This window comes from Nocardioides ferulae (assembly GCF_003660455.1).
GTDB lineage: Bacteria > Actinomycetota > Actinomycetes > Propionibacteriales > Nocardioidaceae > Nocardioides > Nocardioides ferulae.
In genome coordinates this window covers 1-1,781 of the sequence record NZ_QZVR01000048.1, presented here as the reverse complement: position 1 = coordinate 1,781, position 1,781 = coordinate 1, and the positions used below count along the sequence as shown (strand labels likewise).

Below are 1,781 nucleotides of genomic sequence, written 5' to 3'. Positions count from 1 at the left end.
GCAGCGACGCGTAGGCACCGAGGATCACCTCAAAGCCCACCACCCCGCGGGGCTCTGTCCGACGGTGCACTCCGAGATCCTGTTCCAGGAGGCGCAGGACCTGAAGCGGCAGGCGTCAGAGGCCTTCGAGCGCGGTGAGTTCGAGAACGGCCAGCGTCTGATGGGGGAGACGAAGGCGCGGCTCACGGCGTCGCTCGAGGCAGCTCCGGAGGTGCTCAAGGCGGAGATTCGGGCCGAGATCGACGAGGTCGAGCAGATGGACCAGATGTCGGTGGACCTCGGCGTCGCATCCGCTCCGATGATGTCGAAGATGAGTCGCGAGTCGTTCCACCGCGGCAATCGCAAGCGCGGCCGGAGTCCGCGCTCAGCGGACTGAGCCGAGTGAGTTCGTTTTGCAGACTCGTGCCGGCTTACCCAGCTACGTTGCTTTGGTCTCTACAAATCGGTGCGGGAGTGCGTGGCATGGGCTTCTTTAAGAACGTCAACAACGGCTGGAAGATGCGCCAGGCGCTACTGCCCCTGGCTGCCGCTGACTCGGAGGCCCAGTTCCGGGCCTTGTTGCCGGCAGCGAAGTCGGTCGGTGAACAGGTCTGGCCGTCGGGTCAGCGGCGCCTCGTCATGCAAGGAAGCGCAAAGGATGCGGTTCTATCAGCCGCAGCCGCTCCGTTGGCAGCGGAGAACCTACTCGCTTCCGGCCAGTTCTTCGCGGCACAGCAGGTCGTCATTACCGCGATCCAGAACATCGACCAGATGTACGGCTGACACCCCAGAGACGTTCGAAAGAGGTCAGCAAGATGCGGATCGACCTGCACACACATTCAATCTGCAGCGACGGCTCCGACATCCCAGAGGTGTTGGTGGACCGGGCCGTTGCGGCTGAGCTTGATGTCGTCGCCTTGACGGACCACGACACTGTCGCAGGCTGGGACGCCGCCGCTGCCGCTGGCGAGCGGCTCGGTATCAAGGTCGTGCTCGGCATCGAGTTCTCGACGACGAACGTTGATCGTGGACAGCACCTCCTGGGATACAACCTGGACCCGGCGCATCCGGCAGTTCACGAGATCCTGCGCCGCGGCGCCACCTCGCGCGAGGATCGCGTGGCTGGCCTTTTCGCACGACTTGATGAGCTGGGTCTGTCCGTGGATCGCGAGTACGTCACCTCGCTGGCGGGAGGAATCCCCAGCCGCAAACACGTGGCTGCCGGTCTCGTGAAGGCGGGCCACGTGGCGACCGAAGACGAGGCATTCGCGCAGTTCCTCAACGAGGGAGCTTCTGCCTATGTCCAGCGCTACCGACCCACGATCGAGCAGGCGATTTCTGCGATTCGTGATGCTGGCGGAGTAGCGGTGATTGCCCATCCGCGGGACGGCAAGCGTGGCCCCGGAGTGAGCGAAGAGCGATTCGCCGAGCTTGCCGCCTGCGGTCTCGACGGCATCGAAGTTGACCACCAGCAACACAGCGTGGAAGTCCGCGAGGAGCTGCGCTCGATCGCGTCGAACCTCGGTCTGGCTTCGACCGGCTCGAGCGACTACCACGGCACGAGAAAGTCCGACCACGATCTCGGCTGCAATACGACCGAGCCCCACGTCGCGGAAGCCCTACTGGGTGCGAACTTCGATGGCCGCTGAGTTGGGTCCAACCAGACCCGGACGACAGGACAACACTGGCGAGAACGAAGGAAAGAACGTTGACTGACGAGGTGTGCTCGGGCGCGAATCCCACCAGTGGAGTCCAGCAGAGTGGTGTACGACGGACCTGAGTGAGCGCGTGCCTCCAACGTA

3 protein-coding genes are annotated in these 1,781 nt (G+C 63.9%); all 3 read left to right on the top strand.

All coding sequences use genetic code 11. The annotated features are described in order from the left end of the window. Window positions 1–64 precede the first annotated feature (64 nt). Window positions 65–376 (top strand): hypothetical protein, encoded by a 312-nt coding sequence (locus tag D6B71_RS22335; protein WP_121259004.1) that lies wholly within the window; start codon window positions 65–67, stop codon window positions 374–376. Window positions 377–462: 86 nt separating this feature from the next. Continuing rightward, window positions 463–762, top strand: coding sequence for a hypothetical protein (locus D6B71_RS22330; RefSeq protein WP_121259003.1), 300 nt, complete (start codon window positions 463–465; stop codon window positions 760–762). Between the two features lie 32 nt (window positions 763–794). Continuing rightward, on the top strand, window positions 795–1,628 hold the full coding sequence (locus D6B71_RS22325) for a PHP domain-containing protein (protein ID WP_121259002.1): 834 nt from the start codon (window positions 795–797) through the stop codon (window positions 1,626–1,628). Window positions 1,629–1,781 lie beyond the last annotated feature (153 nt).